This window comes from Spiroplasma sp. TIUS-1 (genome assembly GCF_010365785.1).
Lineage (GTDB): Bacteria > Bacillota_I > Bacilli_A > Mycoplasmatales > Mycoplasmataceae > TIUS-1.
Map to the genome: position 1 here is coordinate 662,961 of NZ_CP048387.1, position 25,409 is coordinate 688,369.

General features: G+C 28.5%; 27 protein-coding genes, 2 tRNA genes and 2 riboswitches. Of the genes, 4 read left to right on the top strand and 25 right to left on the bottom strand.

Annotation, left to right across the window (positions count from 1 at the left end):
- Nucleotides 1-4: 4 nt before the first annotated feature.
- The 6 genes from tyrS to ytpR form a co-directional block, all read right to left on the bottom strand.
- Nucleotides 5-1,243 (bottom strand): tyrosine--tRNA ligase, encoded by a 1,239-nt coding sequence (tyrS, locus tag STIUS_RS02915; protein WP_162649885.1) that lies wholly within the window; start codon nucleotides 1,241-1,243, stop codon nucleotides 5-7.
- A 1-nt stretch (nucleotide 1,244) separates the two neighbouring features.
- On the bottom strand, nucleotides 1,245-1,739 hold the full coding sequence (locus STIUS_RS02920) for a YtxH domain-containing protein (RefSeq protein WP_162649886.1): 495 nt from the start codon (nucleotides 1,737-1,739) through the stop codon (nucleotides 1,245-1,247).
- Between the two features lie 8 nt (nucleotides 1,740-1,747).
- On the bottom strand, nucleotides 1,748-2,086 hold the full coding sequence (locus tag STIUS_RS02925; protein ID WP_162649887.1) for a hypothetical protein: 339 nt from the start codon (nucleotides 2,084-2,086) through the stop codon (nucleotides 1,748-1,750).
- Between the two features lie 79 nt (nucleotides 2,087-2,165).
- Nucleotides 2,166-2,840, bottom strand: coding sequence for a hypothetical protein (locus STIUS_RS02930; RefSeq protein WP_162649888.1), 675 nt, complete (start codon nucleotides 2,838-2,840; stop codon nucleotides 2,166-2,168).
- Nucleotides 2,841-2,850: 10 nt separating this feature from the next.
- Nucleotides 2,851-3,897, bottom strand: coding sequence for a nicotinate phosphoribosyltransferase (locus STIUS_RS02935; protein ID WP_162649889.1), 1,047 nt, complete (start codon nucleotides 3,895-3,897; stop codon nucleotides 2,851-2,853).
- 1 nt (nucleotide 3,898) lies between these two features.
- Complete coding sequence (ytpR, locus tag STIUS_RS02940) at nucleotides 3,899-4,462, bottom strand: YtpR family tRNA-binding protein (protein WP_162649890.1); 564 nt, start codon at nucleotides 4,460-4,462, stop codon at nucleotides 3,899-3,901.
- A gap of 59 nt (nucleotides 4,463-4,521) precedes the next feature.
- Here ytpR and STIUS_RS02945 point away from each other — a divergent pair, with 59 nt between their 5' ends.
- From STIUS_RS02945 to STIUS_RS02955, 3 genes are all read left to right on the top strand, one after another.
- Nucleotides 4,522-5,367, top strand: coding sequence for a DegV family protein (locus tag STIUS_RS02945; RefSeq protein WP_162649891.1), 846 nt, complete (start codon nucleotides 4,522-4,524; stop codon nucleotides 5,365-5,367).
- Nucleotides 5,368-5,434: 67 nt separating this feature from the next.
- The gene (locus STIUS_RS02950; RefSeq protein WP_162649892.1) at nucleotides 5,435-6,280 is read left to right on the top strand and encodes a DegV family protein; all 846 of its coding nucleotides are present in this window, start codon (nucleotides 5,435-5,437) and stop codon (nucleotides 6,278-6,280) included.
- Nucleotide 6,281: 1 nt separating this feature from the next.
- Nucleotides 6,282-7,133 (top strand): DegV family protein, encoded by an 852-nt coding sequence (locus STIUS_RS02955; RefSeq protein ID WP_162649893.1) that lies wholly within the window; start codon nucleotides 6,282-6,284, stop codon nucleotides 7,131-7,133.
- 30 nt (nucleotides 7,134-7,163) lie between these two features.
- Here STIUS_RS02955 and STIUS_RS02960 read toward each other — a convergent pair whose 3' ends face one another.
- The 8 genes from STIUS_RS02960 to STIUS_RS02995 all read right to left on the bottom strand — a co-directional run bounded on the left by STIUS_RS02960 (nucleotide 7,164) and on the right by STIUS_RS02995 (nucleotide 12,443).
- Nucleotides 7,164-7,892 (bottom strand): hypothetical protein, encoded by a 729-nt coding sequence (locus STIUS_RS02960; protein ID WP_162649894.1) that lies wholly within the window; start codon nucleotides 7,890-7,892, stop codon nucleotides 7,164-7,166.
- A 95-nt stretch (nucleotides 7,893-7,987) separates the two neighbouring features.
- Nucleotides 7,988-8,062 (bottom strand) — tRNA-Trp (locus tag STIUS_RS02965).
- Between the two features lie 39 nt (nucleotides 8,063-8,101).
- Nucleotides 8,102-8,176, bottom strand: a tRNA-Trp gene (locus STIUS_RS02970).
- A 40-nt stretch (nucleotides 8,177-8,216) separates the two neighbouring features.
- Nucleotides 8,217-8,651, bottom strand: a complete 435-nt coding sequence (locus tag STIUS_RS02975) for a Fur family transcriptional regulator (RefSeq protein ID WP_162649895.1) — start codon at nucleotides 8,649-8,651, stop codon at nucleotides 8,217-8,219.
- Nucleotides 8,651-8,875, bottom strand: coding sequence for a phosphopantetheine-binding protein (locus STIUS_RS02980; RefSeq protein WP_162649896.1), 225 nt, complete (start codon nucleotides 8,873-8,875; stop codon nucleotides 8,651-8,653). Before STIUS_RS02980 ends, STIUS_RS02975 begins: the two co-directional genes overlap by 1 nt.
- A 58-nt stretch (nucleotides 8,876-8,933) precedes the next feature.
- On the bottom strand, nucleotides 8,934-9,611 hold the full coding sequence (locus tag STIUS_RS02985) for a hypothetical protein (RefSeq protein ID WP_162649897.1): 678 nt from the start codon (nucleotides 9,609-9,611) through the stop codon (nucleotides 8,934-8,936).
- The gene (locus tag STIUS_RS02990) at nucleotides 9,589-10,716 is read right to left on the bottom strand and encodes a hypothetical protein (RefSeq protein WP_162649898.1); all 1,128 of its coding nucleotides are present in this window, start codon (nucleotides 10,714-10,716) and stop codon (nucleotides 9,589-9,591) included. Before STIUS_RS02990 ends, STIUS_RS02985 begins: the two co-directional genes overlap by 23 nt.
- A gap of 56 nt (nucleotides 10,717-10,772) precedes the next feature.
- On the bottom strand, nucleotides 10,773-12,443 hold the full coding sequence (locus STIUS_RS02995) for a TrkH family potassium uptake protein (protein WP_162649899.1): 1,671 nt from the start codon (nucleotides 12,441-12,443) through the stop codon (nucleotides 10,773-10,775).
- Nucleotides 12,444-12,527: 84 nt separating this feature from the next.
- Here STIUS_RS02995 and STIUS_RS03000 point away from each other — a divergent pair, with 84 nt between their 5' ends.
- Entirely contained in the window at nucleotides 12,528-13,214 is a 687-nt protein-coding gene (locus STIUS_RS03000; protein ID WP_162649900.1) for a TrkA family potassium uptake protein, read from the top strand.
- Nucleotides 13,215-13,302: 88 nt separating this feature from the next.
- On the opposite strand, the gene STIUS_RS03005 is transcribed toward STIUS_RS03000, so the two are convergent.
- The 11 genes from STIUS_RS03005 to STIUS_RS03055 form a co-directional block, all read right to left on the bottom strand.
- Entirely contained in the window at nucleotides 13,303-15,447 is a 2,145-nt protein-coding gene (locus tag STIUS_RS03005; RefSeq protein WP_203234700.1) for a PTS transporter subunit EIIC, read from the bottom strand.
- Between the two features lie 126 nt (nucleotides 15,448-15,573).
- The gene (locus STIUS_RS03010; RefSeq protein WP_162649901.1) at nucleotides 15,574-17,235 is read right to left on the bottom strand and encodes a hypothetical protein; all 1,662 of its coding nucleotides are present in this window, start codon (nucleotides 17,233-17,235) and stop codon (nucleotides 15,574-15,576) included.
- Nucleotides 17,236-17,260: 25 nt separating this feature from the next.
- Nucleotides 17,261-17,995 (bottom strand): ABC transporter ATP-binding protein, encoded by a 735-nt coding sequence (locus STIUS_RS03015; RefSeq protein ID WP_162649902.1) that lies wholly within the window; start codon nucleotides 17,993-17,995, stop codon nucleotides 17,261-17,263.
- Nucleotides 17,982-18,431 (bottom strand): hypothetical protein, encoded by a 450-nt coding sequence (locus STIUS_RS03020; protein ID WP_162649903.1) that lies wholly within the window; start codon nucleotides 18,429-18,431, stop codon nucleotides 17,982-17,984. Before STIUS_RS03020 ends, STIUS_RS03015 begins: the two co-directional genes overlap by 14 nt.
- Nucleotides 18,432-18,433: 2 nt before the next feature.
- Nucleotides 18,434-19,516, bottom strand: coding sequence for a hypothetical protein (locus STIUS_RS03025; RefSeq protein ID WP_162649904.1), 1,083 nt, complete (start codon nucleotides 19,514-19,516; stop codon nucleotides 18,434-18,436).
- Between the two features lie 11 nt (nucleotides 19,517-19,527).
- The gene (locus STIUS_RS03030; protein WP_162649905.1) at nucleotides 19,528-20,052 is read right to left on the bottom strand and encodes a hypothetical protein; all 525 of its coding nucleotides are present in this window, start codon (nucleotides 20,050-20,052) and stop codon (nucleotides 19,528-19,530) included.
- Between the two features lie 106 nt (nucleotides 20,053-20,158).
- A riboswitch (cobalamin riboswitch) is annotated at nucleotides 20,159-20,322 on the bottom strand.
- An 83-nt stretch (nucleotides 20,323-20,405) separates the two neighbouring features.
- Entirely contained in the window at nucleotides 20,406-22,565 is a 2,160-nt protein-coding gene (gene nrdE / locus STIUS_RS03035; RefSeq protein WP_162649906.1) for a class 1b ribonucleoside-diphosphate reductase subunit alpha, read from the bottom strand.
- A 2-nt stretch (nucleotides 22,566-22,567) separates the two neighbouring features.
- Complete coding sequence (gene nrdI, locus STIUS_RS03040) at nucleotides 22,568-23,044, bottom strand: class Ib ribonucleoside-diphosphate reductase assembly flavoprotein NrdI (protein WP_162649907.1); 477 nt, start codon at nucleotides 23,042-23,044, stop codon at nucleotides 22,568-22,570.
- Nucleotide 23,045: 1 nt separating this feature from the next.
- Entirely contained in the window at nucleotides 23,046-24,065 is a 1,020-nt protein-coding gene (gene nrdF, locus STIUS_RS03045; protein WP_162649908.1) for a class 1b ribonucleoside-diphosphate reductase subunit beta, read from the bottom strand.
- Nucleotides 24,066-24,245: 180 nt separating this feature from the next.
- A riboswitch (cobalamin riboswitch) is annotated at nucleotides 24,246-24,404 on the bottom strand.
- Nucleotides 24,405-24,476: 72 nt separating this feature from the next.
- Nucleotides 24,477-25,139 carry an MBL fold metallo-hydrolase gene (locus tag STIUS_RS03050; RefSeq protein WP_162649909.1) on the bottom strand — a complete coding sequence of 221 codons (663 nt, stop codon included), beginning with the start codon at nucleotides 25,137-25,139 and terminating at the stop codon, nucleotides 24,477-24,479.
- A 3-nt stretch (nucleotides 25,140-25,142) separates the two neighbouring features.
- Nucleotides 25,143-25,409: a hypothetical protein gene (locus STIUS_RS03055; protein ID WP_162649910.1), complete on the bottom strand. Its 267-nt coding sequence runs from the start codon at nucleotides 25,407-25,409 to the stop codon at nucleotides 25,143-25,145.

Here is a 25,409-nt window from a genome sequence, read left to right on the forward strand (position 1 = left end):
ACTCCTATGCCATTTTAATTAAGTAGTATTTTTTCTTACCTTTTCTAATTAAAATTTTATTATCTGATATGAACATGTTTGGTGTCACATCTACGTCTGCTGTATTTATTTTTTCGTCGTTAATGTATAGCGATCCAGATTCAAGAAGTTCCCTGAATTCTCTATTAGAGCTACATACTCCTGAAGAAATAAATAATTCATTAATACTTTTTACTTTATTTATAGATACTATACTCATTGTTTTTAAAATGCTACTTAATGTATTTTTGTCTAATGAAGCAACATTTCCACTAAATAGTGCTTCAGTAATTTTTAAGGCCTTTTCTAATCCTTCCTTACCATGCACAAATGTGACAACTTCTTTTGCTAATCTTTTTTGTGCTAATCTTTTGAATGGTTCTTTCTTATGATCAACCATTATTTTTTTAATATCAATTACTGATAGCGTAGTTAAAAACATTAATAAACTTTCACACTCATCATCTTCTTGGTTAATAAAAAATTGGTAAAGTTCATATTCACTAGTTTTACTTGAATCTAGTCATATAGTTCCAGATTCTGTTTTACCAAATTTTTTTCCATCCTTTTTAGTCAAAAGGTTAAAAGTTATACCTGCAGCTTTGTGATTCTTATCAAAATCAGATATGTAATCTAATCCTGAAGTAATATTACCCCATTGATCTGATCCACCAAATTGAATATGACAATCATAATCTACATATAATGTTTTAAAGTCATGCGCTTGCAACATTGTATATGAAAATTCAGTAATTGATAATCCTGTAGATATTCTAGTTGCGATGTTTTCTTTTGCTAGTAAGTACGATAAATTAAAGTGTTTTCCTACATCCCTTAAGAAATCCAAAATACTCATATCTTTATAAAAATCTAAGTTGTCAACAACCTTAATTTTTTCACCCAACATTGACTTAAGTTGATTTGCAATTGCTGTTTTATTTTTAATAACATCTTCATTGTTTAATAATACTCTCTCATCAGATTTAAATGATGGATCACCAATCATACCTGTTGCTCCACCAATTAATGGAATAGCATTAAACCCAAATTCTTGAAATCTTTTTAAGTTAACAATTTGAATTAAATGACCGATATGTAAAGAATCTGAAGTTGGATCAAAGCCACAATAAACGCCCTTTTTGTTTTTTTGGGCGTTTATTATTTTTTTTTCATTTGTGAATTGCTTAACAATTCCTCGATCTTTTAATTCTTTTAAAATATCCATATTATTGTTTCTCTTCTCTTTTTATCTTTTCTTGATCCGATTCAACAGCAACATCATTTGCAATGATCTCAGATTTATTTTTAACTTCCTCATAAGCTGTACCAGCTTTATCAATTATATTAACAGCAACACCCGTAAGTTCTTTTGCAACTTGCCTTACATTATCTGATGATCCAACTTCAGTTGCAATTTGTGCTGAAACTTTTCCAATTTTTTGAATTATCTTGAATGCTAATTCTTTTGTTTTAACAATATCTAGTTCTTCTTCTAATTCTCTTATTTCATTAATTTTAATATCTACTTTAGCAGCAAGCTCATCATGTCTTTCTTCATTTGATTTTTCTCAAACTTCATCAATTGAGTTAATTAATTTTTGTAATTGTGGTTTAAATTTTGAAACATAAGAAACAAAGTCAACACGTAATTCTTGACCTTTTTTTGGTGCAAGAAGCATACCAACTCCGACTCAACCGATTATCTTTATTATTTTAAGCATACATTCACCTACTCGCTATCTGATGAGTTAGCAAAATCCCTTAGTTTATCAACAATTTTATAAGCAATATCTTTATTTTGAGTTGCAACTTTTGCTCAACTTTTTACATTACGTTTTGCAAATGCATCGAATAGATCAATATAGTTTGAGATTCTATTAACCGCTTCAGCAGTAGAATTTAGCATCTCTGATTTATATGTTAAATCCTCAAAGAAATAGTTAACTTTTTTAGCAGCCACTCCAAATCTTCTCATCACAAACGCAACATAGATAAAAACAATAATTCCTATTACAAAGAAAACTATCATAATTATCAGAAGCGTTAAAGTTAAGTCGTTACTATTCATAAAACCTCCAAGTCTTTATATATATTATTAATCTATATATCTATTAAGAGTATAAATAAAAAAAGACAAAAAATAGAAACTAATCTATAGTTTCCACCTTCTCATTTTCTATTTTATCTTCTTCATTTGAAGGTTTTCTTTGTTCCAACACTTTTTGACTTAATTCTTTTCTTTTTTGAATTTCAGTTGCAATATCATTTTTTACTTCAGGTTGAGGTATTGTAAGCTTTCTTGAATTTGCTTTTTGTTCACTTAATAAACGACGTTGTTCAATTTGTTCTTCAATAGACATTGGTTTATATGTTGAAGATATACTATTTGCACGATTTTTGTATTCTGAACCAAATGATGATTTAGATAAATCTGTGAATACATCTTCAGGCATTTCACCACCTTCTCTTCTAATCTTTTCAATTAGCGCCATTTTCCTATGAGTATCACTTCCTTCAATAACTTCAGCTATGTTTGCCTCATTTGTCTTTTTTGCACCAGAAATAATTGAAGATAGTGGCCCTTCTGTAACTTTTGATTTTGAAACTGATTTTGTTTCAACTTTTGAAGAATTACCGTGATTTTCTTCAATTAATTTTTTAGCCTCTTCATCTGCTTCTTCATCACCTTCTAATACTGGTTCTATATTCAACATTCAATCATCTTCATAGCTACTTTGACGAATTACACTACGCTCTTGTTTTTCATGATCTGATAATGTTTGTTTTGTTTCTTTATTTTTAGGTTTGAATATTTTTCACATATGACTCCTTTTATAAAATAATTTTTTTAAGTTTATTATTGCTTGAGTTTTTTCTACCTACTTTTGATCTTTCAATTCCATTAACCATCACTAAATCACCAGTAAAGTTAATTTTATTAGATAATATAAATTCACCAACACCATAAATATCAACTGGTGTTTTTTCATCTTCAAAGTATTTAATTTTTTTATCATCAAATCCTGAAGAAACAATTATTTTCACATGATTAAAACCATTTTCATCTAATGCTTTTCTTAACATTTTAACTTGAGTTGGGTTTACTCCATGTAGCTCTTTGTCTTTTTCTTTTAGTGTTTGAAGTGATTTATCTACAATTGATACAGATGTGTCAATTCTTACAGCAAATAACTCTTTACCAAATTCATTTGCTACTTTTAGTGAATCAGTAATAACATCATTATTAAAATCTACCAATGCAACTAAATTATTATTTGGAAATTGTTTTTTATATTCGTGTAGTGCTGCAATTAAATCCCCATCAAATAATGCAATTAGTGAATGTGGTAGTGTACCAGTTGGTTTGGCAACTAATTTAGCTACAACTTCTGTAGAAGCTGGTGTAACTAATGTATCAACACCTCCAACATATGAAGCATATCCATCAAGTTGCTGATTCAAAAAATAATCTCCACGATCATTCATATTTAAAATAGCTTTACCGTTAGCCGCTTTTTTAATTGTTCTAATATTTGTAGAAACAGTTGTTGCACGTGCTAAAATACCATCAAATAGCCCTTCAAAATGCACAAAATCTTTATATTTACCTGTAATTTTTAATACTGGTTCTAAATTGTTAACAACCTCTCCATCTTCTATTGCTTCAATTTGAAGTTTATTTGATAATCCAGATAATCTTAAAATTTCAAAAATATATTCAAGCCCGGCAACAGTTGAGTTATCCTTTCTTTGAAACCATTGCATTGTTACAATAGCTTTTGAGTTAATTGCTTTAGCAATCTTTTGTGACTTATCAAAATAATCAGAACAAAAATAATTGTCTAAAACACGTTTATCAATTTGTATATTATATTTCATTTTATAACTCCCATAGTGACTTACCAATTTTTGTAAATCTTGATAATTCAATTATTCCTTTTTCATTAAATTTATCTAAATTTAATTCCTTTGCAGAACATAACATTCCAAAAGAATCATGACCTCGTAATTTTCCCTGTTCAATAAATAAACCATTGGGCATTCAACTTCCTACTTTCGCAAGAATAGTTTTCATACCAGCTTTTACATTGCTGGCTCCACATACAATCTGAATTATTTCCTTTCCAGTTTTAACTTGGCACAAACTCAAATGTGTATCTGGAATTTTTTCACACTCAATTACTTCTACTACAATAAATTGAGGCTCTTTATTTATTTGTTGAACATCTAGCACATGTGAAATTTTATCTAATGCAATCATTTCCAATTCTTTTCTTGAAATTTTATTATCTAATTCAACATTTAAAACATTGATACCAATTAATTCTGATCCAGAATAAATTAATGTCATGTCCTCATTTTCAACAATGCTAGTTCTTTGCTTGTTAGAAATTTTAATAATAATTGTTTTAAATCTTGAGTTGTAAGCTATTAGTAAATTCATGATTTCTGCCTTTGTTCTTATATATAATAATACTATTATAAATTTAAGGGAAACTAGACATGAAAAAGAAAATAGCAATCATACTTGATTCTTCATGTGGTATTAAACAATTTAGAGAAGTGAATAAAAGCGCAGACATACATTTTGTACCACTGATTATTTCAACGCCACAGGGTGTAAGTTATGATGACGATGAGAATCTTACAGTTGAAAAATTTGAAGAACTGCTCAATAACAATCAAAAGTTATTAACAGCACAATCTAATCCAGGAAAAGTTATTGAAAAATGAACAGAACTATTAAAAGATTATGATGAAATAATCAACCTACCCATTTCAAGCGGATTGTCTGGCCAATATCAAACAATGAAAATGTTGTCTAAGGATTTTGATGGCAAAGTTCATGTAGTTGATACAAATGGTATTTCTGTACTGTTTACATATATTGCATCATGAGCTGAACAGTTAATTGAAAAAGGATTAAGTGGTTCAGAAATATCTAAGCAACTAGATGAGCAATGTAAAAAAATACATGGTTACATTGTTGTTCAAGATTTAAAAAGACTAGTTGCTGGTGGAAGAATTACTCCTGCTGTAGCTATGCTAGCTAAATTGTTAAAAATTTGCCCTATCTTAAAATGAAATGGAAAGATTGATAAGTTTGGTAAAGCTAGAACATGAAAAAAGGCTGTAATTGAAACTGTTCAACAATTGAAAAAAGATGATAATAAAAAAATTATTATTGGTTGATCTTTGAGAAATGAAAATGATAAAAAATTTATTTTAAAAGAACTTGCGGATGCAGGTATTGTTGTTGGTATCGATATGTATATTGCATTCGTATTATCAGCACATATTGGTTTAGAAACATTTGCTTTCTTTCCTGACTTAGACGAAAAAATATAATAAATACATAATTTGCCTTTATTTTTAGCAAGTATATAATAAATTTATTAGAAGTAAGGATAATTATATGAAAAAGAAATTAGCAATAGTATTGGATTCTTCTTGTGGAATTCAATCATTTAAAGGTCACATTAAAAACGATAATGTTTACTTTGTACCATTAATCATCACAACACAAGATGGAAAAAATTACAATGACGACGAGTCATTAACATTAGAAAAATTTGAAGATATGCTCATAAATAACGAAAGGTTACTTACATCACAATCTAATCCAGGTGTTGTTTTGAAACTATGAGAAACGTTGTTGGAAGAATATGATGAAATAATCAACCTACCTATCTCAAGTGGATTATCAGGTCAATACCAAACAATGAAAATGTTGTCTAAGGATTTTGACGGTAGAGTCCATGTTGTGAACACAAATGGTATTTCACTTTTACAACAATATATTGCCAAGTGAACTCAACAATTATCAGACGAAGGTTTGAATGCTGAAGAAATTGTTAAAAAAGTTGATAAGGAATGTGAATCAATAAATGGTTTTATTATTGTTCAGGATTTAAAAAGACTAGTTGCTGGTGGAAGAATCACTCCTGCTGTAGCTATGTTAGCTAAATTGTTAAAAATTTGCCCTATCTTAAAATGAAATGGAAAGATTGATAAATTCGGTAAAGCTAGAACATGAAAAAAGGCTGTTAACGAAACTATTGATCAATTGAAAAAAGATAATGTTAAAAAAGTTGAAATTGGTTGATCACTTTCAAACACAAGTGATTCAGACTATATATTAAAACAACTAAAAGATGCTGGAATTGAAATAGGAACAGTGGTTTATATACCTTACGTTTTATCAGCCCACATCGGTTTAGAGGTATTTGCATTTATGTGCGACATGAAGGAGAAAATATAATATGAAATACGGAATATTAGTTGATAGTTCAGCTAGAATATTGGAATCAGAGTTAGTTGGAAAAAACATTAAAACTATTCCTTTGGTTGTTATTCACAATAAAACAACTGAATTCGACGATACAATTGAAAACATTGAAAGTCACAAAGTTTATGAATTAATTGAAAATGGAGATGACATAACTACTTCACTTGCTTCTCCTGGTAAATTAAAAGAATTTTACCTAGAAATGCTAAAAGAATATGATCATATAATTCATATTACAATTTCTGAAAAATTATCAGGAATGATTAAAACGGCTTTTATGGTTTCCAAAGAAGAAGAAGTTGCTGGTAAGGTTTCAATCATGGACCACACAACAGATGGAAACATGATTAAATACTTAGCATTTGCTTTAGATAAAAAAATACAAAGTGGAGAACTAACTGAGGTTGCAGATATTCAAAACTTCGTAACTGAATTTAGTAAAAAATCTGCAATATTGTTTGTTCCTGGTGATATTAAAAGACTTGCCAAATCAGGACGTGGTGGAGGAATGATGGTTTCTATTCTTGCAGCGCTTAATACAAAAATTGCTATTCATTGAACAGTTCCACCTAAAAAAATTGGAATGTCACGCAAAATTGACGCGGCTGTTGAAAACATGTTGAAGTATGCTAATAAAATTAAGACTATTACTAATAGAGATGTTTTATTTGTTAGATCAACAGCAATGAAACAAACAATTAAATCATCAGTTATTGACACCCTAAACAAACATAAAATCACTTTTAGAGAAGAAGATCTTCCTACAGTATTTGCCTGTCATGGTGGTGTAAATTTCTTTACACTAATGTTTGTGCCAAAAGATTAATTAAAAATATGTTCGTTTAGAACATATTTTTTACATTTTATTTTTTACTTTTTTTATTTCAAATAACACTTCAAAATAAATAGCACCAATGTAATTAAGAATAAATTTAACTAATTCACCAGGATTTAATTTAGATTCTTTGATAACTTTAGTCATTTCTAGATATTGCATTTTTGAAGCTACCAACAGAACAGAACCATATTCAATATTATCTTCTATTTTACCCAAAATATTAATTGAGTCATCTATATAAGAACCAATTTCAGAAAATCTATTTAACATGTAAGCTGTAACTTCTGAATTGCCTCCTTTTTCTTTTAAAGCTCGTATTGATCCCATAATTACATTGCCTAAAATTGACTTAAAAATTTGTTCACTTATATTGTTTAAATCATCCATTGATTTTTTATAATTTGATTTATCTTGCATAATAAAATCTAGTATTTTAAAATAGAAGTTAAATATATGATCTAATGAGTCAACTGCAACAGCGATTGTGTTTTCATCATCTGTCTCTAAATAATCTTGTACTTCTCGTAAATGCATTCTTGAGGCCGTCAACAAAACACTTCCATAATCAATATTTTCTTTATTAATTGCTAGCATCCTTGAAGCACTTTCAACAATGTCTTCTATCTCGTTAATTCTGTTTTCAAAGAATTTTTCAGCATCAGGATTTATATCTTTTAATTTCTTATTTTCAATTAGTAAAATACTTTTAAATTCTTTAACCTTATCATTAAATTGATCTTTTGTCATGTAAACCTCTATTTATATAATTTAAAAGTATTATGCAAATAAAAGCAAATAAATTAAAAACATGCCCAAATTAAGCATGTTTATTTTTTTCTTATTGGCAGGAGTGATAGGAATCGAACCCACAGCACTTAGTTTTGGAGACTAATGTTCTACCATTGAACTACACTCCTAAATAATAAAACCACCTTTAAGGTGGCTTTGTTTCTAGTTGGCAGGGGTAACCGGACTCGAACCGATAACACTCGGTTTTGAAGACCGATGTTCTGCCATTGAACTATACCCCTATAATTTGCCTTTTGTAATTATATACAAAATGCAATATGTTTATTTACATTCATTACATATTCCATGTAACTCAATTTTATAATGATTAACTTCAACGTTAAATTTTTTACCAAGACTAATAAAAGAATTCATGAATTGTGTATTTTCCTTTTTATCATCAACATCAATAATTTTCGAACATTCATCACATTTGATGTGAATTAGATGAGGTTTAATTGCTTCATAAATTATATATTTACCATTAAATGTATTTGCATACAATAAGTGATTTTCAAGTAATAAATCAATGTTGTTATAAACAGACATAATATTTACTTTACTGTCCATTTGCTTCAACATATCTATAAGTTCATTAATTGTGAAGTGTTTTGTTCTTGAAATTATTTTAATAATATTGATTCGTAATTCAGTTAATTTGATTTTTAATTCTTTTAATCTGTTGATATAAAAATCATTCATTTCAGTTGAATTCATTATTTAACCAATTCTTCAATTGCAACAATAATGTCATTAATGGTTTTAATACTCATCAATGTATCATCTGAAAGTTGAATATTTAGTTTTTGTTCTAGATCAACAACACTATCCATTAGGTCAAGTGAATCGATACCAATTTCTTTTAAATCAGATTCTTTTGTGATATTACCTTTTGCACCTTTTGCAACTAGTCCTTTTTTTATTTCTTCAAAATAGTTCATATTTACCTCACAAATACATTATATATATATATTTACTCGATAAGAAAATAGGCAACTACTATTTTGATTCAATTGAATAAGACCATTCAAATGGTATATTAAAACCAACATAAATAGCTTTAACATTTTTTGGTTTATTAGTATGGTCATAAGAAAATTTTAATTCTACTCTTTCACTTAATGGCTCAAGTTTTAAAAACTTCTTATTAAATATCATTTCAAAATTATCTTTATCAATATAAACTTCATCTCTTTCAAATTTAACTATATCAATCTTTTCAAATAGTGAAAAATTTATATCAATACTTTTTGATGTGAATTCTAATTGATCACTTTTTTGAACACTGTATTCGACTAACACATTTTCGTCTTGTGTATACTTGGATGATTCTTTCTTTACTATTAGTTCTGCCAAGCCAATATCATCTTTGATGCTTAACATATTGATATTAAAGTCCCTATAGTCAAAGTTCGTTTTTTTTATTAAGTTTATTCGTTGAATAACATTAAATACATTTATGTTATTTAATGGACCAATTTCAATAAAACCTAATTCATCATTTATATTTATTTTATTTTCAGACTCAACTTCTTCAGTTATCGCATCTTGTATTACGTCAACTCCAGAATTTAGGTAGTGAATAGTTTTATACACAATTACAGAAGGAATATAAATTGTTGGCATAACTAGTAGTGAAATTCATCCAAGCTTTTTAATTAATTGATTCTTTAGCATTCATAATTATTTCCTTTATTTTTTTATCATCACCAAAGTCAAGATTGGTTAAATTAGTACGTTTCCAAACATATTTTGTTTGTTCAATTAATATTCCTTTTGCACTATTACTTAGCATTGCATCAACTCTACTTTCATAATTTAGATTTGACAATGCAGAGTAGTGAATTGCACCTATTTGTATGTCGTATTTGATATCTGAATTTATATGTGCTTTTGGATTTTTTACAATAAAATTTTGTGCATTATTTTTGTCATTTACAACCATATGTTTTTGATCATCATATCTTGTTGAGAATTTAGATTCAAAAATCGTGTTTTTGCCTACTTGATTAACTTGAAAATTTAGAACATCCTCATAGTTATCTTCAAATTTATCATTATAAGAAACAACCTCGGATTTGATTGAGCTTTTATTAACTACTACTCCTGTAGCTATTGTTTCTGTAATAGTTAGCAAAGGCTTACTAATATTTCTTCACGATACGTCATCATAATTTCCGTATTCAAATTGAACATACTCAATTTCATTATTAAACTCAAATTTTGGTGAATATCCTTCTTTGTATTTATTTATTTGATTGATATTAAATTTATAATTGGCAAAGTTAGTTCTAACTATTTTAGTATCTAATGTTGATTCTTTAATCATCTTTGGTCTGTCTCCATATACAAAATTAACTAATTGGTTATCTTTATATATTGGTGTTAAGTCTATTGAAGCAAAAGCTATTTCATTTTTGCCATCAACCACAGTTCTTACCCCTATGTCTATTTTATTATTTACTACTTTTTCATAAGGTATTTCGATTGACTTATATGGTGTGCCCTTTGAAAATAAGAAGTTTGGTGAATCACCATTTATAATATTTGTTCTAAAGTTATCATAGGTAAATTGATATGTTTGTTCTTTAAAATTATCAGCTTCTCGATTTATTGCTGGTTTTACAAAAATTTTATAGTGAGCATTTTTTTCATCATTATTGAAAACATAGTTAACATAAACAATTCCAAATCTAATTTTTCCATTGTTATTAACTACCTTTAGTGAATCTTCAAGTGTTCTATTTTCATCTTCAAGTTTTATTTTGTGTTCGTAATTCATAAGACCTCCAATATTGTTAACGTCACAAAATAAAAAAATTCCCAAAGGAATTTTAATTAACCGATCATAACATCTTGTTCTAAATATTTAAATCTCTCTTTTGAACTTGGCTTAACAAAAGCAAGTAATGTGTTTGATATACCTAATTGACCAATGAACATAGTAATAATCAATGCAAACTTAGATGCCATTCCAAAGCTTGTAATTATATGAGTGTTATATGGTGAAAATCCTACCGTACCAAATGCTGAGAAAACTAGAACCATAATATCTGTCATATCAAAGCCCTCAGCCATTGCTTGCGTATAACTGTCTACATATATTATAAATATCATACTTACACTTAGAATCATAGAAACTACAAACACAGCCATAGATTTTCTAACTGTATCTTGTGGAATAGTTTTTGAGAAAGCAGAAACAGATTTTTTATTTCTAATAACTGACCAACATAGAATTAATAAGATAGCAAAGGTGGTTGTTCGAATACCCCCAGCAGTTGATGAAGGAGCAGAACCAATAAACATTAATGTTGATAAAACTACTCTTGAACCTTCATTCATGCTTCTAATATCAATTGTTGTAAACCCCGAGTTACGCGAAGCGCTAACATTGAAAACTATATCAAATAAACCTTTATGTCAAGATACTGCAGTCACTGTATCGACTCCATCTGAAATATTATGTGTATATAAAATATTTGAATCTTGTCCTGATGATAATTCTGTGAAAAATACCAATAAAGGTCCAATAAAGAATAATGCTGAATAAACAGTAAAGTTTAATTTTGTGAATAATGAGAATTGAACATGTTCACCTGTTTTCATAGCTCTAATTTTTTTCTTTACATCATGATAAGTTGGATAACCAAGTCCACCAATAACTCATTGAATTAAAAACACTGATTGTATTGAATAACCATATGGATTTGTATTGTACCCTTGTAAAGAATTATCTGAAAATATATCCATACCTGCATTATTAACAGCACTTACTGAATGGAAAATTGAAAACCACAATGACATTTCAAAGTTTCTAAATGGTGATTGACCAATTGCCTTACCATCTTGCATTAACGAATCATGGTCTACTTCAATAAAATAAAATCCAAAGAACAGTACAAATGATCCAATTATTTCAACAATAATCAAGAATACAAATGCATCTTTAATCATCTCTGTTGTATTAGATAAAGCAATACCACCACGTTCTGTTTGTGCTGTAATTTGATCATTTACAGAAATCTTTTTGTTAAGCATAATCAATAAAGTAATTTTAATTGTTAGCACTCCAATTCCACCCAATTGAAATAGAATTAGTAATATTAACTGACCTCAGAAAGTGTATGTTGATCAAACAGGCGCAGTTACAATACCTGTATCTGAAAGAGCTGCAGAAGCATTAAATATTCCAGATATGTAATCTCAATTATATTCCGAACCACTTACTGAAATAATTCCAGGAATCATTAATAAGAATCCTGTAAACAAAACTGTAAATAGATAAATCATAAAAATCTTACCAATTACTTTTGAGAAAGGCATTGCCTTTTTAACTTTAGCAAAAAATGATGATTCTCTTACTCATTTTTTAGATTCAATTCTACGCTCTCTTATCTTATCTTTTCTTGAACGCCTCTTTTCTTCTCGAAGTTCTTTAACGTCATCAGAGATGTTAGTTTCTTCTAAATTTTTTGAAGTATTTTCAACTGAATTATTTGTTTTCACAAGCCACCTCCTTTTGAATTAATATCATTATACAACTTATAGACATTATTGTATAATTATATAAGTTTATAAGGAGTTAGCAACATGGCAAAAAAGAAAAAAACATTTGCGATAATTGGAGCCAATAACCTTGGTATATCTATCGCTCGTGAACTTGATAAAAAGAAACAATTAGTAAATTTATTTGATATTAATGAAGATAAATTAAACTTATATATGGATGAGTTTGAATTTGTTGAAGGAATCATTGCTGATTGTACAATAAAACGTACACTTGAAAAGAATGGTGTTGGTCAATTTGATAGTGTTATTGTATGTATGGGTTCAAACATCAATTCTTCTTTAACAGTTACCCTTAACTTAATTGACTTAGGTATTGATAACTTCTTAGTTCAAACTAATGATGATAAACATAAGCGTATGTTGTTAGCTTTAGGTCTTAAAGAAACACAAATTATTATTCCTAACGAAATATCAGGTAAATTAATTGCGACAAAATCATTATTCGATATTGACGTTGATGTTCAATCAATTGATGATGAATATATTTTTGTTAAATTAGATTTATTAGAAGAAACAAACTTCGATAAGACAATTCAAGATAATAACTTAGCTGCAAATAAAGAATTTACAATTGTTCAAATTAGACGTGATGGTAAAATTATTATTCCTGATGAATATACAATGTTAAAAGAAAAAGACTTGTTGTACATATTTGCTAAAAACACAATCATTAATGATTTAGTTTTAAAAATTTGTGGAGTTGCTTAATATTTTAAATTAATAAAAGAGTGGATTTTGTTCCACTCTTTCTTTTAAAAAAATAAAAAAAATATTCTCAAAAGAGAATATTTGTTAACTAAGCGGCTTTTTTAGCTGCACGTTGTTCTTTTAGAATTTTAATCATTCTTGGTTTAATAGCTTCTTGCTCCCCACCATAAACAATTTGAACTGTTTGAGTTCCTCTTACAAGAGCTCCAGTTGTTCCACCAAGAGACATAACTCCTGCTTTATCAAATTTTGTATTGTCTACTAATGTTAAGCGTAATCTTGAAGCACATGAATCAACATCTAAGATATTTTCTTCACCACCAAGGAATTCTATAATTTTTCTAGCTTTTTCCATACGAGCATCTTCTTTATCGTCTTTAGCTGATCCAGATGAAACCACGTTTCCTTCTGATTCAATTCCTTTAGCAGCCTTGTAGTCTGCTTTAGTTGCTAATTGCGCATCAGAACTTCCGTCACGACCTGGTACCATTACTTTTCCATATTTTACTGCATAGTAGAATGCGAAGAAATAAATTGGTCCCATAGCGGCGACAACTATTAAGATTCCAAATGCTGACATAGCACTCATAGCTCCAGCTAAGAATGGTACGATTCCAAATACGATGTAATCGATGAATCCACCTGAAACTGTCATAGAAATGTGTGTTCCCATTAATCCAGCAAATCCGAATGAGATAGCTGCTAATGGCATATGTACACCATAGAATAATCATGGTGCTAAGAATAAGAATGTGTATTCTAATGGTTCTGTAATACCTGTTAAGAAACATGTAAACGCTGCAGAGAAGTAAATACCCATAACGTTTTTTCTATTTTCTTTAGGTACATTTAGAAACATCGCTACGGCTGCCATTGGCAATCCTAACATCATGAATCCAAATTTACCTGATTGATATTGTCCCATGTTTAGACCTAAATATTCGAATGACATGAAGTTAATTCCAACTTCGTTATTCAAGTTTGAAATTACGGCTGCCATCATATATTGGTCACCCATTTTTGAATATAAGGCTTCATTTGTACTTACTGCTGTAAAGAAGTCGCTTCAAGTAAATGTTGTACCTGTAAATGCTGTAGCTTTTTCAATAAATTGTTCTACAGTTAACCCATTATAAGTTCCACCACTTGTAAATGCCTCATTGGCTTTATTAATTGTTTCTGAAATAGATCCACCAGCTGAAGTTCATCATAATGGTGCATAAAATACATGGTGAAGTCCAAATGGTACTAGTGATCTTTCAATCATTTCAAATATGAATGAAGAAACACCCATTGGCGCTTTACCTGATTGTTCCCCCAAAACTGCTAAACCAGTTCCCAATAGAGGTCAAATGAACATAAAGATAAATGATAATGGTAATACAAATACAAAAGTTGCAATTGGAACAAATTTTGTACCTGAGAAGAATGAGATTGCTGATGGTAATTGAATTGTGTGATATTTGTTGTAAGCTGCCGCAGCAATTGCTCCTACAAATATACCAGCAAAAACCCCAGTATTCAATGATTGAATACCAATGTTGTTTGTAATCAATCCACTATTAATAACTCCATATCATAATAATGAAAATCCTTGTTGCCCATCTGAACCTAGGATTGGAGTTTTGTTACCAGTTAATAAGACACCATTTTGAGATGCTATTGATTGTAAATAACCTAGCGCATCTGAGTTCAATGCTTCTCAACCTTCTGCAATTGTTCAAGGTGCTCCATTTAAACTTGAAATTAATGCAATTTGCTCATCACTAAGAGTTTTAATAAATTCATCTAAATATTTTGCAGCTTCTTCAGCTGTTACTATATGATTTAGTGGTTGAATTAACGCTGCTTGTGCTCCGTTCATAACTAAGAACCCTACTACAGCAGTAATAGCTGCAATACCTGAGTCTTTAGAATATGCTAGAGCAACAGAAATACAGAATAATATTGGTAAGTTTCCAAAACAAACATCACCGATTTTATTCATAAATGTTCCTAAGTATCAAACGAAGTCAGGACCTTGTCAGATCCCAACATCATTAATTCCAGCTGCACTACCTTGATTAGCAATTGCCGCCCCTACACCTAGGAAAACCCCGGCTATAGGTAACAATGCTATAGGTAATAAGAAAGCTTTAGATAACTTGGAAAGAGTAGGCATAATTCCTTTTCCAAAGGCTTTTGATTGAGCTTTGAAACCAGAACTAAACCCATTTCAAGTTGGTTTATTCATATTTTTTCTCCTATATAAATTGTAACTTAATCTTATTAAGTACAATTTAAGTATTACAAAAAAAAAAAAAAATACAAGACATATCTTGTAATATTTTCCAATATTTTATTTTTTTCAAAAAAATATTTATTTTCAAATTCTTTTATAGTTGAAATATCCAACAAGTGACAATATTATTGAAATTAAAACTTCAAACAATACTACTAATATATAGTTTGTACTGGCTTGTAGTTTACCTACTTTAATTGCTTTTAATTCATTTTCTGAAACACGATATGCCCTATCAATTCTAATATCTTTAGCTTTACCAGTATTTGATTTGTATTGTTCAAATTCTTTACCAACATTCAAATCATATGAGAATCTTGGAGTTTGAACAAAACTTAATCCATTAACTGCATATATATCGTCAAAAATCCTATTATTAATTGAATTACCATTAGCAATAAATGGCAAATAATTAAACATATTAAACATCATATATGTGTCATATGATGGTTGTTCTCTATAAAATGTTCTTATTTGTTTTGAATCAATAGTCAATGAGTATCTTAATGTTTGAAATAACAATCAATAAAATGTAACTTCACCAGGATCTACATAATCACGTCTAAATTGGTTTAAACTGACTTCACCGTCTGTATCAAATAGTCCATATTCAAAAATTGAACCTGTAGTACGGATGGCACTTCATGCTGTTGAATTTATCATTTCATTTATTAAGAAAAAATTATCAAACTCATTTAAAAAGTACTTAAATAATTTGTTGTACTTTCCGTTTTCAATATTTAAACTTATTAATTTATTTAAGTAATTATTTGGCTCTAGAAAACTGTGATTTGGTTTATTGAACATTAGTTTATTTCAATCATTGATGTTATTATTTTGTTCAATTTGTTCATTTGCTTTTGATATACCTTCCAGCATCTTATAAATATTAGATTCAGGATCAGTGCTTAGGTTATTGTCCAAATTAATTTTCAATTGATCATAGATTCCTTCATTTCTGATGTCTCCAAAATAAAAAATTCTTTCATATAATTGTCAAGATTTTTGTGCAGAACCTTCATCTAGTCTTATGTCAAGACTAGAAAAATCATTTCGCAAGAATTCATATTCCTGGTTATCATCAATGAAATCAGAAAAACTTTTCCCAATATTCAATTTGGCATTTGATGAAGCTAAATCTCGAGCGTTAGTTAGTTTCACACTATTAGCAATTGAACCTGTAAAACTTATATTAAATATTATTGGGGAAATAACATTTGAAGATACAAATAACAAAATTAGTATCATTGTGATTACTCTATTAAATAAGAAAAATCCTATGACTAATAAATTAATTATTAATATGTTAAATATTATATTTGCCAAATAAGAGAACATAATTTTATCAACAGTTACATAACTCCTATCTGGGTTTATTGAAATCAAACCTATTAATTTAAAACACAATAAGAATGAGATTACAAATAGTGAAAATAAACATATTACAAAATATCTAACCAAAAATATTTCTCTAATTTTTACTCCAGATCTCTTTTCAATTGAATATAGTCCGTTTTTAATATGACTTGAAAATAGTATGTTGGCCAATATTAAGTTTATTATAGTTATAAAAGTAAAATCAATAATTAAATATATTTGATTTGTTGTTTTAGTGTTTGATAAATACTCACTTATATTTGTATTTTTAATTCTATCAATCAAAATACTATAAACAACTGCTGAAACTAAAAATAGAAATACTATTGCAACTAAAAATCAATTTTTTAAAATTGAAATCATGCACTGTTTCAAAACACATAATTTTTTATTTAAATAGGCCCTGTAATTCATTTAAATCTATTTCCTCAACATTATTTTTTCTTGAATATATTTCTTTAATACTTTCAGTTTCAATATTAAATTTGTCATCATAAATAATTTTTCCATTTTCTAAAATTACTAAATGGTTTATATTATTTTGAAGTTCTTCAATTAAGTGTGTTGTAACTACAACTGTAATTCCCATGTCATTTATAAATCTTATTATTCTTAAAAACTCAATTTTAGAATCTATATCCAAATTGGCTGTCGGCTCATCAAAAATAATAATTTCTGGATTATTAATTAAACAAAAAGCCATAATAGCTCTTTTCTTTCAACCAGCTGAAAGTTGGTTGAGTTTTTTATTTACGTAAGGTGTTAACTTTAACAGTTCAATAATCTTATCTATTTTTACCTTTCTGTTTTCAATTCCATTTAAGGACGAAATATAGTCTAAATATTCAATTAAGTTTATATTCAGTCTTAAACTATTTGAATCAGGAAAAAATGACATTTTTGAAATTGCACCGCTTTTATAAACATCCTCACCATTTAAAGTTACAGATCCACTGTCTAGTCCAATTTCTCCAAATATACTTTTAATTAATGTCGTCTTACCCGCCCCATTATTTCCAATCAAACCAACAAATTCACCCTTATTAATTTCAAGGTTTATGTCAAAAAGAACTTGCTTTTTGCCATAAGTTTTATTTAACTCAGAAATCTTAAGCATATCCATAGTGCTCAAGTTTAAAAGTGACTTCATTTACATTGGTTAAGATTAATTCTGCAGAACCAACCTCACAAGAATTTTTTATAATTGGATTGTTGATACATTTGACATTTGTAGTAGAGTACATCATTCAATATGGATTTTTTGTTCCATCAATTCCATTAATTGAATTAACCATTCCAGTTTTTGTCACAGTAAAATATTCATCATCTTTTATAATCGAGTATAGTGATCGACCATAGACATCACTATAAATTTTTTTATCTTTTTGACTTTTACCATGTTCGTCATCTCATTGTACATTTATTAAAAGAACACTATCGTTCCCTGAATTTCCTATTGCATCCTTATAGTTCATTAACTTGAATCCCAAAAGTGCTGCGACACAAATAGATATTGCCATAACTACTGATGTTATATATGCTGTTATTTTGTATTTCATAATTATCATTTATATTCCAAATGTGATTGGAACATTGATCCTCCTTGTTTTATTTTGTGATCTGGTCTTGTTTTATATCAAATATATGGATAGTTTGGATCTATAATTGTTGTAGCTCCAAAATCATTATCTTCTTCAAAGTAAAAAAAATATTCATTATTTTTTGGATTACCCATATTTATAGATTGATAATGTTTTTCTGCCGTTTCAGGAGAAACCCCTTCTTTTGGAATAAACTCTGTAGAGCTACCCTTAAACCCACTTGTACTCATATCAACTTGCTCGTAGTCAATTTTTAGGTTGGATTGAATTGTTCCAGATGTAATTAATCTTGAAGTTAAATAATCTGTCATTGTCTGTTTCAACTCATCAACTTCAATTTTTTGTTCACCCTTTCAAGTCATTGTTTGTTTTGGTTTCCAATCATAGTACTGATACTTACCACCTTCTTCCCAAAGTTGAACTTGTTCTTCTTTAGTGTATTTATCACCAATAAATGTAACTCCTCAAAAAGCCCCCATTCCTGGTGAAGTCACTATCTTTTTATTTCCTTCTGCCATTTCAGAAATTTGAACAAATGTATTTTCATTTATTTCACTTATTTCGTTTGTATTGCTAACAAAAAATTCACCACTCATAGTTGCTACTTTTGTTCCAACATATGTAATATCAATTGAAAATTGATTATCACTAACTTTTGATCAAGTTGCTTCAAAAAAAGCTGGATTCAAGATACTATCAATACTAATTATTTTATATATTCTAAGATTTGCAGAAAAAGTATCAAGCATGATTTCTTTTTGTCTTTCATTTACCGGTTGGCCTAATATCATATCTTTTTCTTCTCAAGTTTTAATATTAAAGTAAAGCTCATCAGTAATATTACCCTTCATATATGGATTAGCAAATGAAGCAATTTTATTCATTATCAAAGGCACTTGTTTTTTAGTTTCTTCTGATGTCATAAATTTATAACCATTGGCACTATAATACACTTCAACTTCTTTTGGAAAGCAAGACACCAAAGTTAATGAGGTACTTGAAAGAAATATTGTAGCAGCTAATATCTTAAATAATTTTTTCATACATCTCTCCTTTAGAATTTGTATTTTTCACTTAATCTTTCTTTTAAAGAAGTCAAAGGTTTATACAATGTTAAAGCTATTACAAAGTTTGACGTCCCATGAATTACATCAAATGGTAATGATTTAATCCAATAAGCCATAGTTGCTGGGCCATCAAACCCATACATTATATAAAATATTAATGTATCAACTGATCCAAACAAAAAGCCAAATGTTGTATTTACAGCAACAAAAACTAATCATTGTTTTTCAATAACTTTTTTAAGTAATAAAGTTATCACACATAATAAGGGTCAAATTATTAAATATAAAATAACTCAAGGCATGAATCCAAATACCAATGCTTCAAGCATTGTAAATACTATACAAATACTTGCACTCATCCATAATGGAAATAACATTACTGAAAAAGATAATAACAACGTGACTAATTCAACATTTGGGATAAAGGCAAGTGCCACTTGTATTGCAAATACTAGTGCAGAATAACAAGCAACTGTTGTAATGTTAATTGTGCTTCTATATCTTAATTTCATCTAACCCACTCTAACAAAATAAAAAAACCACCGATATTTAATCGTGGCTTTTTTAATTAGGTATCAAAAGAATATTTCAATGACCATCTTTTTAACCAGAAAAGAATATCGCTCAAACAAATTGAGCCGGTATACTGACTAAGTTTCACACATCTAACTTCCTTCTCAGATTTACATCCAATGGAATAATAGTTAGACAATCCACATCACAGTTGCTGGTACAGTTCAAGATTTTCTTGATTCCCTGACACTCTCTTGTTTATTTTTATTTATAAGGTTATATTAGCATACAATTTAACAAAAAAATGACTCTTCCAAAAGAAAGAATCATTTTTATTTTTGAGCAATATTTTTTAAATCATACAAGAATCACATTCATAGTTTTCACTATCTTGTAATACTTCTTGTCTTATTCTTACATAATAAATTGATGCACAACCTTTTTTGAAAGCATTAATATAAGCTTTATTTAAATCACGAGTTGTAGCTGTATCTTTCATAAATAATGTTAGTGATATTGCTTGATCTACATGTTGCTGGGCTGCGGCCACAATATCAATAATTGGATCTGGCCCTAACTCATAAGCACCCATTGCATAATATTCCATGTTATCAAAACTAATATTATATGCTGGAACATATACCCTACCAATTTTCCCTTCTTTTCTAACTTCAACAGTTGATACAACTGGCTGTAAACTTGGTGTACAAGAGGTCAAATAACTTATTGATCCAGTTGGGGCCACAGCTAATAAATGTGAGTTGGCTAGTCCTGATTTTTTAATTTCATTTACTAATCCAATTCATTCTTTTTGAGTTGGAATTGCAACACCATATTTTTCAAATAGCTCAATTGTTTTTTGAATTTTAGGTGTTCACTTTAGTTCATCACATTTAGTGTATTTTTCAAAATATGAACCATCTTTAAATTTAGATACTCCAAAGTGTTTAAATGATCCATATTTTTTTGCAAGTTTATTTGAAGATCTAAATGCATGATATGCAACAGTATAAAAAAACATACTTGTAAATTCAACGGCTGTTTCAGATTTATAGTTAACACCATTAGTTGCTAAAAATCCGTGAAGGTTCATTGCTCCCAGTCCTATTGCATGATTATTGTTGTTACCATTTTTTATTGATGGAGCACAATTTATATTTGAAACTCTTGATACATGATCTAATGACGTAATTGCATTTTCAATTAATTCTCCAAACTCTATTCCACTTTTCATTGCTTTATCAATGTTTAAACTACCCAAGTTACAACAAATGTCTTCACCAATTTTTGTAAATGTTAAATCTTCTGAATACTCACTTGGCGTACTTACTTGAACAATTTCACTACATAAGTTACTCATTATAATACGCCCTGTTTTATCATGAGCATTTCTTTTATTGACAGTATCTTCAAATAATAAATAAGGATATCCACTTTCAAAATGAAGTTCAGCAATAGATTGAAATAGTTTACGTGCACTAATGAAAGTTTTTTTTATATCGTTATTGTCAAGCATTTCATAATATTTTTCTGTAATTGAAATATCTGACATGGGCTTTTTATAGATGCGTTCAACATCATAAGGACTAAATAAAGCCATTTGTTCATTTTTTTTGGCTAATTCAAAAGTAATGTCAGGCATTACAATTCCCAATGATAATGATTTGATTCTAATTTTTTCATCAGCATTTTCTCTTTTTGAATCCAAAAATTGCATAATGTCTGGATGGTGTGCGCTTAAATAAACTGCTCCCGCTCCTTGTCTCTGTCCAAGTTGATCAGCGTATGAAAATGAGTCTTCCAATATTTTCATTACAGGAATAACTCCAGCTGATAGTCCTTCAATATTCTTAATTGGAGCTCCTACCTCTCGTAAATTAGTTAAACAAACAGAAACACCTCCACCTCTTTTAGAAAGTTGTAAAGAAGTTGTAACAGCTCTACTAATTGATTCCATATTATCTTCAACACGCAATAAGTAACAAGAAATATATTCACCTCTTTGTTGTTTACCTGCATTCAAGAATGTTGGCGTTGCTGGCTGATATCTTCCTAGCATTATTTCTTTTAAAGTTGTTTTTGCAATCTTTAGATCACCATTTCCAAAAAACAAAGCATTCATTAAAACACGATCTGTATAAGTTTCTAAATACATTTTATTATCTTTTGTTTTTAACCCATAGGCATTAAAAAATTTTAGTGCTCCCATTAAACTTGGGAATTTAAAATTATATGAATAAGCTAATTTGTTTAGTTCATCAATATCTCTCATTTTATATTTTGATACTAATTTTTTATCATAGTACTGGTTTTCTAATAAGTATTCAAAACGCTCCTTAGTGCTTTTAAAACTCATATATTTTGGCATTATATTATTTTCTAAATAACTATTTGCTGCTTCTCTATCAAGCGAATAATTGTCTTTACCCTTACTAAAAATTTTTGAACGCGCATTTAATTTTATATATTCGTCATTTTCAATATTTAATTTATTTATATTTTCGATTTTCATTTTTACTCCTTAATTCAAAAATCATTTAAGATTTTTTTTAAATCATCAACGTTTTGTTGTGTTCCTAATAACTCAAATTGATACAATAGCGGAACATTTAATTTTGTAGATATAATTGGTCCAGCTAACGCAAATGAATCACCAAAGTTTGTATTTCCCGAAGCCATAACTCCACGGCATAGACTTCTATTTTTTTTATTATTTAAAAAGTTGATAACTGGTTTAGGTACTGATCCCTTTGTATCAACAACCTTATTTCCATGAATATGACCTCCACCATATGTTGGTGTTAGTAATACATATTCATTGTCCACTTGAATACTCTCAGTTTCTTCATTAGGGATTCTAATACTATTAATATTTAATTTCTGCACAAATCTATGAGTGTTGTTTGATGTAGAAGAAAAATAAACTAATGTTACTTTACCTTTTGGTCTGATGATTTCATCAGCACTGACTTTTTTTAATTCGCTATGCATCTTAAAATTCTCAATCGTCATCTTCAGTTTCAACAGAAACACCCATTACATATGAAGACCCATTACCAGAAAAGAAATCATGATTTTCATCAGCTCGTGCTGATAATTGGTTAAATATTTCAGGTTCAACCTTTGTTTCTTCTTCAGTAAATGGTGAATCATATCCAAGGTTTTGTAAAAATTTACCTGCGTTATAAATACTAAATTTAATTGCTTCATCTGCAATATCAAATCCTTCATATAATTCTTTTAAATATTCTTTTTCTAAATCAATTAGTTCATACATTAAATCAAACACAAACTTCTTCATTTCTTCTTGCTTTTCTTTTGATAAATTTTCTATTTTTCTTTGGTATTTATAACCACTGTAGTAGTTGTGAATTACTTTGTCACGCAATATCAGGCGAATTATATCTGATGTATTTGGTAACTTATTTCTAGCAGAAAGATAGAAAGGTAAGTAAAATCCTCCATATAATAAGAAACCTGGCATTAACGCTGCAGCTACTTTTGATTTCAATTCATCTTTACCAACATAAAAAGGTATTAAAGCATTTGCACGTTCTTGTAGTGACTTACATCCAACTACTCATTCATGTGCTTCTTCAATTTGTTCACTTGAACAAAGTGTTGAAAATATGTTTCCATAGGATCTAGCGTGTACACCAACCATAAATGCAAAGTTTGCATATATTACTTGTTCATGATCAGTTTGCGAACTAGGTATTTGAGCTATGTCACCGATTGTCGCTTGAATAGTATCAAGCAATGTTAAACCCGTGAATGTTCTTGTTATTAATTGTTGTCATTCTTTTGACAAAGCCCTTCATGATGGTAAGTCATTTGATACTGGTATTTTTTCTGGTAATCAAAAATTTTGAGTAATTCTATTTCATACTTCTAAATCTTTTTCATCATTGATATTATTTCAGTTCACCGATCTTAATGAACCTTTAAAATTGTTTTTAACATACTCAAGTGGAGACACTGAGTTGTTGTAATATTTTTGGACTTTAGCCATATAACCTCCTTTTTTTATAAAAGGGGACAATTATAGAATTAGTGTTATTAAGTTTCACTATTATTTAATTTATCCCTAAAATTGGGAAATAAAAAGCACGATTACAAATCGTGGCTTAATTAATTATAGTAAAGACAATATTAAAAATGACTTACACTACTTCTCTCTAGCCAGGAAAGAATATGTTTTTAATTAATAGGCCGGTATCCTGACTTAGATTCATATGTTTAGCGCCTTCTCGGTTTCCCAATGGATAATGCTAAACAATCCTCATTACAGTTGCTGGTACAGTTTGAGATTGACACTCAATTCCCTGACACCTTATTAATTTTTTGCTTTTTTATTTCATAAATATATTAGCATACAAATAAAATAAAAAAAATGATTCCTTTACTAAGAAATCAAATTTTTTTATTTTATTTTTATAATATTTTCTTTATAAATTTGGTGATCTTTATTATTTAAAACATCTTCTATTTTAAATCCTGCTTTTCTATGTCCTGCATAAATTGTTAATCCAAACGAATTGTTAACAATTCAAATTAGAGACTTATTAAATTTTCTAATATTACATCCGGGCATTCTTTTGTTATGAAATCCTAATGTTTCTAAAAACAGTGTATCTCCTACAAATAGTAATTCTTCAATTTTAAAAAATGCAGTTCCTTTAGAATGACCGCCCATCAAATAATAATTCACATTACCTATAAGAGTTGAAACTATTTCTTGCTTATTTTTTAGTGGAATGAAATTTAATGATTTTTCTAAAACATATGGATTTTTTTTACTTAGTGAAAAATTCCTCTTTGCTGAAAATACATTCTTAAAATCAGCTTGTCCAATATAAATTTTTAAATCTTTAAAAATTTTTGCAATTTCATTTAATCCCAATAAGTGGTCAAAGTGTGAGTGTGACAAAAAAACATCTGTAATTTGAATATTGTTGTTTAAACTGTATTCTATTATTTCTTCACTAGAACACCCTGTATCAATTAAAACTGCTTTGTTATTTTTTATAATTAAATATGCATGCGCTTCATTTATAAGCTTATTGGTAAATACTTTTAACTCCATAAATTAACTTGTTTGAATAATAAACATTAACGCAGTTATAAACAAAATAACTCCAAATAATGTGACAAAAATTGGAAAGTTCTTTTTAGTAAATTCCCAAATTGAATTTGATTCTCTATTTTTTTTGTTCATATATTTATTATTTTGATTGTTAATATGTCAAGTTAGTCAACCAAAAACAACAGCTAATATGAGTCCAACAATCATTATCCCTATTCAAATTCAAAATAAATTTGGATCTGTATTTTCTACTTTTCTTAATAAATTCAC